The 7,058-nt window shown below is 66.8% G+C and carries 2 protein-coding genes and 1 pseudogene; 2 read left to right on the top strand and 1 reads right to left on the bottom strand.

Features of this window, described 5'->3' with window-relative positions:
* Positions 1-351 precede the first annotated feature (351 nt).
* A complete protein-coding gene (locus ACWD6R_RS39255; protein ID WP_451823139.1) occupies positions 352-1,362 on the top strand; it encodes a helix-turn-helix transcriptional regulator in 1,011 nt (336 codons plus the stop codon).
* Positions 1,363-1,424: 62 nt separating this feature from the next.
* Here ACWD6R_RS39255 and ACWD6R_RS39250 read toward each other — a convergent pair whose 3' ends face one another.
* Positions 1,425-5,831, bottom strand: coding sequence for a S8 family serine peptidase (locus ACWD6R_RS39250; protein WP_451823138.1), 4,407 nt, complete (start codon positions 5,829-5,831; stop codon positions 1,425-1,427).
* Positions 5,832-6,585: 754 nt separating this feature from the next.
* On the opposite strand from ACWD6R_RS39250, the pseudogene ACWD6R_RS39245 reads away from it, so the two are divergent.
* Positions 6,586-6,963, top strand: a pseudogene (locus ACWD6R_RS39245) (helicase associated domain-containing protein); the annotation flags it as partial.
* Between the last annotated feature and the right edge of the window lie 95 nt (positions 6,964-7,058).

The following is a 7,058-nucleotide window of genomic DNA, read 5'->3' as shown; positions in this document are numbered from 1 at the left end:
TTGCTCATGTTGCTCTTACCACTCAACCTGGACTGCTTCCTCCGGGACCGATCCGTCCCAGTATCAGGCTGTCCACTTCAGAGGGGGAACTTCAACGCACGCCTCCCCCAGGAACGGAAACACCGCTCAATACAACTGAACAACAGCAGGTAACAAGCAAGATCAATAAGCAGGGCGGCCAGCTACGCCACAGCTTCGTCACCCTTCGGAGCAGCTTCCGCCGCCTCACCCGCCGCACGAACAGGTCCTGCTCGTGCGGCGGGTGAGGCGACTGGCCATGTGCTGGGGCTACGTATCTGACGGAGCCCACCTATCACCCAGCAGTTCGGTAACGGACGTATAGTTCGCGCCATGCCCGACCCCAGTCGCCCCTCCCCGCTGAGCTCACTCATCGGGGTCGATGTCGACGCGACGGCCGAGCGGGTCTATCGGGCGTTGGTCTCCGGCGGACCGGCGCTCGGGCCGGATCTCGCCGGCCTGCTGGGGATCTCGGTCGAGGACATCGAAACGGCGATCGGTGCGTTGCGGCAGGTGGGCCTGGTTGACATGGCCGACGGCAGAGGAATCTCGGCGGTGTCGCCGTCGCTGGCGCTCGAGGGGATGGTCGCGCAGCGCGAGCAGCAGGTCAGGGCCGCCCGAACGGCACTCGACGAGCTCGCGGAGGAGTACCGGAGGGCGCGCGAGGTGCAGCTGTCGAACGGCATCGAGATCGTTCGGGGTCGCAGCGAGATCGGCAGCTGGCTCAATGGCCTGTTGCTGTCCGCCAAGGAGCAGTTCCGGATGTTCGCGAAACCACCGTTCGCGGTTTTCGGGATCTCCGAAACTGACACCGAACGCGAGGTCGCCGGCCGTGGTCTGCGTGAGCGGATCATCATCGAACGGACCGTGCTGGATGAGCCCGCCGCGGAGAAGGACCTGGTCGCCTCCCTGGATCGGGGACAGGAGATCCGCATGGTGCAGTCGTTACCGGCGAAGCTGCTGATCGTCGACGATTCGATTGCGATCGTGCAGCTCGACGAGGGTGGGCACGCGCACTCGGAGATCGCGGTGGTGCGCGCCGGGGGGCTGCTGGACTGTCTGGTGTTCAGCTTCGAGAGCCTGTGGCGGTCGGCCATGCAACTGCGGGAGGCCCCCGGCCGTAGGGTCGATCCGAACTTGGCATCGCCGAAGGATCTCGCCGACCCGGCGGACCGGGAGGTCCTGATGCTGTTGCTGGCTGGGTACACCGATGCCGCGGTCGCTGCCCGACTGGGGATCAGCCTGCGGACCATGCAGCGCAGGGTCCGCAGGCTGATGGATCTGGCCGGCACCGAATCCCGGGTGTTGCTTGGCTGGCACGCGCGGGACCGGGGCTGGCTTTGAACGCCTTCGTCCCGTCGAGCCACCGACTGCGGTGGCTCGACGGGACGAGGTGGCGCCGGGGCCTAGTTGCCCAGACCTGCCGGGATCCTCAGCATCACCGAGCTGGACCAGGCGGCGTTCGGGCCGCCCTCGCCGTAGACCATTAGCTGGTGGTGATCGTTGATGTCGAAGCTGTAGGTCGGCGTGAATCGATCACCGGCAGAGAGCGGCACCATGCCGGACAGATCCCAGAGCCGTCCCTGCGGGTCCCACATCGCCGACACCGCGACGTCCGGGAAAAGTTCGACAGTTCCGAGGATCCACCCGTCGTCGGTGACTTTCTCGCCGGTCGCGTTGTATCCGTAGTCGGCAAGGCGCTGCATTCCGCCGGCCTTGGTCCACACGAACGCGTCGTCACCGCTGGTCCCCACGATAGTCCCGGAGGCGTTCACATCGTTCGCCTGGGCCGAATACTGTCCCGGAAGCGTGCCGAGATCCTGAATAACACCTGACGTCGCATCCCAGGCGACCGCGTTCGGCACATGGCCATCGGTGCGCGAGGCACCGACGATCATTCCGGCATCGTTGATGGCGCGCGGCTGGGTTCCCCTCAGATCCGAGGACAGGTGGGCCAGCTTGCTGAACGTCCCATCCGGCGTCCGCACGAAGCCGTCCATGTAGCTGTGGTTCTTGCCGTCAGACTCCTTGACGATTGCTTCGGAGAATCCGGTGACCACCCCCTTGTTATTCACGGCGGTCGCGTAGCCGCTGGAATAGGGCCGCCAATCCGGGACGCCGAGCACGGTGAGCGATCCATCCTTGGCCCATTGGGCGGGAAGAGTACGCAATGCACTGTCCGTCGCGATACCGACGGCGATCTGGCCGTCATTCAGGTCCAGAGCCGATCCGTACCTGCCCCCGGCGAGATCCAGGTTGGTGAACCCGTCGGCGGCCGTCCAGATGGTCGGCGTCATCCTGGAGTTGTACTGGCGATCCCCCGCGACTACGCCGCTCTCATTGAGAGCCGCGCCGACGAATGGCGGGGCCCACCCGACCAGATCGAGTTTGGGGACATCGACAGTGGCGATCGTGACGTCCGCCGCCCCGATGATCGTGCCGTATTCGTTGGCCACTCGGACCCGGCCGACCATGGGATCCTTGGTCAACTGCCGAGCGCTGACGATCATTGCCCCGTCGACCGGCATCGACTGGCCCGTGGCAACCGTGTACTTCGCGTCGGATTTCGGCGTGATCGTGCCGAGGCCCTTCGAGTACATCTCTTGGTGGTAGTCGAACGTGACGTTGTCTCCGGGCACGGCGACTCCCGCGACCACGATGAAGTACGTACCCGGCCGTGGATCACCGATGACGATGTGCTCGGGCGAGTCCCCGGTCGTGGTGCTCTGGCCTATCGGCCTGCCGTTGAAATACACATAGAAGTCCAGATCGGCAGCGTCTCTGGGCGTCAGCGTCACGTCGAGCCGGGTCGTCTGACGCGGAACATAGAGCATGTTGGACGTGACTTCGCCTTGCGAGACCGTCGAGAACAAATTGCGGACATCGCCGATCTCGCCAGTTGCGACGTGGGCGATCGCGGGGCCAAAGGTGTTCGTCCCCGTCGAGCCGACATTCGTCGGCGAGTTCATCGTCACCTTGTCGACTGTGACGGTCCCCGGATCGAACGACATGCCCTGCAGCGAAACCGTCGCTGTGTACGGGTTCTGTTCGACCGGAGACGTCCTGCGAGACTCGATCACGAACTCCCAGATGCCGGGTTTGGGTCGGTACACCGGTCGTGCGGTGGCGTTGCAGTTCGCCGGGTCGGTGTAGTTGGTGTAGCAGTGGTAACTGGCGTTGGAGTCCGCGGGCATGCCGTCGGGGTCGATGGGCAATGCGCGGACCTGGCTGCCGTCGGCGAGCCCGCCCAGGGTCAGCTGCAGTGCTTCGACGCCCTTGGGAACGGGCACCAGCAGCGAGGTGGTTCCGGTTCGGCCGAGCGTGCCGGAACTGGTGACCGCGTAGTCGGGTTTGGCCAGCGGCTTGGTCGCCAGCACGGTGACGGCGACGAACTGGTCGATGCCGCCCGTCGCCGGGTCATCAATGGTCAGGATCGCGCTATGCACGCCGGAGGTCGTCGCGGTCGCGGTGACCGTGATATCCGCCGCCTTTCCGAGCTGCAGGGGCATTTTCGCGCGAGCGCTGAACGTGCCGTCGTTGCCGATCCAACCGATCCGGTGCACGACGTTCCCGGCGGCACCGCTGGTCCGGGTGACGCTGACCTTGTAGGTCTTCTGCGCACCGGTCACCTGGCCGCCTTCCGTTGGCAGACAACGGTTGTAGATGCCGACGCCGGTGTTCGGAGTCGCGAACAGGCCGGACAGCGAACTACAAACGGGAGCCGACACAGTGAGCTCATTGGTGTTGATGCCAGCGCTGAGCTGCTTCCAGGCCGCGACGGTGTCGATGATGCCGGCGCCCTGCGCGACGGTCGGGACGCCGGGGATCGGGTCGGCGGTGCCGGTCAGGGCGGTCTTCAGCGCCGCCGAGCTGACCGTCAGCGAACGGGCCTTGGCGGCCGATAGCAGCAGCGCCGCCGCTCCGGCGACCTGCGGGGCCGCCATGGAGGTGCCGTTGGCCATGCCGTACCCGGCCGGCAGCGAATACCCGGCCTCGGGGACGGCTTCACCGGACAGCCACATCGGGATCGAGGAGATGGCGGCGCCGGGCGCGGACACCTGCGGCGCCAGCGCCCCGTTCTCAGCGGGGCCGCGGGAGGAGAAGCCGAAGATGCCCTGCTTGGTGGCGACCTTCGACCCGTAGCCGGCCCACCAGGTGTCGGAGCTGACGGACGCGGCGACCGAGATGGCCTTGCCCGCCACGGACGGCGAGCTGACGGTGTTGGTGCCGAGGCCGTCGTTGCCGGCGGCGATGATGATCTGCACGCCGTAGTGGCCGATCAGCTTGTCGTAGAGCGCGGCGATCACGTCGGAGCCGTCGTTCAACGCGGGAAGCCCACCGATGGACAGGTTGACGACGTCGACATGGCGATTGGTGACCAGGTCGATCATGCCCTCGGTCAGTGCCGCCTGGGTGCAGCCACCGCCCCAAGTGCAGGCGCGGGCGGACACGATCTGCGCGCCCGGTGCGGCGCCGTGCATCCGGCCGCCGAACATCGACGTGCCGGCGGTGATCCCCGCCACATGGGTGCCGTGCGAGGCGACCGGCAACCCGATAGACACGTAGTTCGCGGTCTTGCCGACGTTGCTGCCGCCGAGCGGGGAGAGATCGACGTTGTCGCGGTACTCGACGACGAACGGGATGCGCTCGTTCTGCGGTGTTGCGGGGTCGTCGCTCCCGAAGTGGCCGACCTGGCGGTCGACCGCGAACGGGGCCATCGGTGCCTCGTCGGTGAGGTCCTGGTTGTTGTTGCCGTCGACCCAGATCCTGTGTGTGGTCGGGTCGTACAGAACCCCGTAGAAGTCCAGGGTGTCGCCGTCCCGGTTGAGGTCGCCCTCGAAGTCGCTCCCGGCCGTCGCGCCCTCGAAGAACACGCCGAATTGGAACGTGCCCTCCGGGATCGTCCAGGTCTTGCCCAGGTAGCTGAACGTCGGACCCGTCTTGGTGGTGGACATCCGCACCCAGCTGCCGTCGCGGTCGGTGACCGGATCGGTCGCGGTTACCCAATCGACAATCTTGGGCTTCCCGTCGCTGGTCGTCTGTAGCGCGGGATGCTCGACGTCGACGCCGGTGTCTAGCACGCCGACGACCGTGCCGCGCCCGTCCCAGGCCGGGTTGTCCTTGACGAAGGCCTCGGCGCCGGTCTCGTTGATCGGTAGGTACGGGTTGTCGGCGGGCGTGTTCGCGCCGGGCGCGGTCGGCCCTGCGGCCTTCGTTGCCGCCGTCCTCGCACCCGCGGCGCCCAGATCCGGGCCCGGGATCTTGTACGTCCGGTTCAGGTCGATCGCCGCGACCGACCGAAGGCCGGCCAAGGTGGTCACGCTGTCGGTCGGGACGGTCGCCCGGACGTAGCCGACCTTTCCGGTCACCGACCCGACGGTCCCGCCGGCCTTCTCCACCGCGGCGACGACGTCCTCGGTCGCGCCCTTCCGGGCCAGCATCAACACCGTGACAGACTTCTTCTTCGACGCCTGCGCCTGCTGCAGCAGCCTGGTGTCGGCGTTGCCCAGCTTCTCGGCCGCAGTATCCGACAGCGAATCGTCGGTCAGCGGCTGGAACCCGTCGGTCTTCCCCGCCCTGTAGATCGAATCCGGGTTGTCGCGCCCGGCCCGGTCGTCGAGCCCAGCAACGGGCGACCGACCCGGCCCTTGTGGCCCGTCGGGATCAGCGGGTTCGACCTTGCTCGCGCCAGCACTCTCGGATCCAGTCGGGCTGGTCGGGTCGGCGGCTGCGGCCGCAGGCGCAATCAGCGCCGCGGCGATCAACACGGCCGACGCCGCGGCAATCACACCTGTTCGTCTTCTTCGTTTCATCGTGCTCCTAACCAAGGAGTGAAACATCACCGTGCGGCCAAGCCCGCAGACACGAGAACACCTAAGCCGCCTGGCCAATCTCGCAGTTGGGTCCGGGCAGGATCAACGGACCGAGTGGGGCGGATGTCCGCCATGGCTGAATGCCGCCACACTCGGCGCAGACCCACCGCTCCCAGTCGGTCGCCCAGGCCGGCGAGGTCCCTCAGCACCCGCCATCGGTGCGGATTGCTCGCCCAGAACCCAGCAGTTCATCCACGCATTCCGCTCATCCACATGTCTGGTAGAGCGCACCGGCCGCTAGGGCCTGTTCTGAGAAGCCGTATCTCAACCGAACGTGATCGCTTGATTTCTGCTGGTCAGACATGGTCTAGCTCGGAATGAGGGAGGCATGCGGCGTCTTGTTTCGGCTCCGTGATCGAGGGGTGCGCGATGGCGTCAGTGCTGGGAATGCTGGAGGAGCGGGAGACAGCGGCCCGGGTGCGGGTGGAAGGGCTGCGGGAGGAAGTCGCGCGGCTGGCCGGGGTGTTGGAGGCTGCGGAGATCGAGCTCGACCGGCGGGTGATCGCGCGGGAGGAGCTGGTCGAGGCCCTGGCGGCCTCGGCTGCCGAGACCACCGCCGTGACCCCAAGAAAGGGGGCAGGCGATACCCGGCCTGCGGTGCTGCATGAGCTGTACGGCCCCCAGGTCGTACAGCGGAGCCCACTTCCGGGGCCAGCCACTCCTCTCGTTGGCTTGTCCGTCACGGTCGCCACCACCCGAGACTCAGTGCCGCTGGTGCCGCCCACGGGCTGCAGCCTGGGAGACCAACCTCGCCGCCCTCCGCTCCTACCGGCAGGCCACCGGACACCTCGCACCCCGACAGGACGCCGTCTGGGGCGAGAACGAGGCCAAGGATCTGGTGCCCATCGGGCAGCACATGGCCAACCTCCGGCGGAGGGGAGCGAAGAGCGGCCTGGGCAAGGACCCGGAGCGCGGGGCGCAGCGCGCCGCGCAGCTGACGGAAATCGACCCGGACTGGAACTGCCAATCGCCACTCGACTGGCAACGCCACCACCGCATCCTCACCGACCTCGACACCGACGAACCCCACGGCCACCTCCCCGACATCGCACCCGGCGTCCTCATGGACGGCGCGGAACCCGTCAACCTGTTTGAGTCGGTTTGTTGATGTTTTTAGCTTGCTGCGATTTCTGTCTCGTCGGTCTGCTGGGCCGGCTTGTTGATCCA

The organism is Streptomyces sp. NPDC005151, from assembly GCF_053599875.1.
Note: the sequence above shows the minus strand (reverse complement) of the source record. Positions and strands in the feature narration are given on the sequence as shown.

Excerpts from the sequence above, each read along its gene's own strand:
- ACWD6R_RS39255 (WP_451823139.1), top strand. The coding sequence starts at position 352 with ATGCCCGACCCCAGTCGCCCCTCCCCGCTGAGCTCACTCATCGGGGTC.
- ACWD6R_RS39250 (WP_451823138.1), bottom strand. The coding sequence starts at position 5,831 with ATGAAACGAAGAAGACGAACAGGTGTGATTGCCGCGGCGTCGGCCGTG.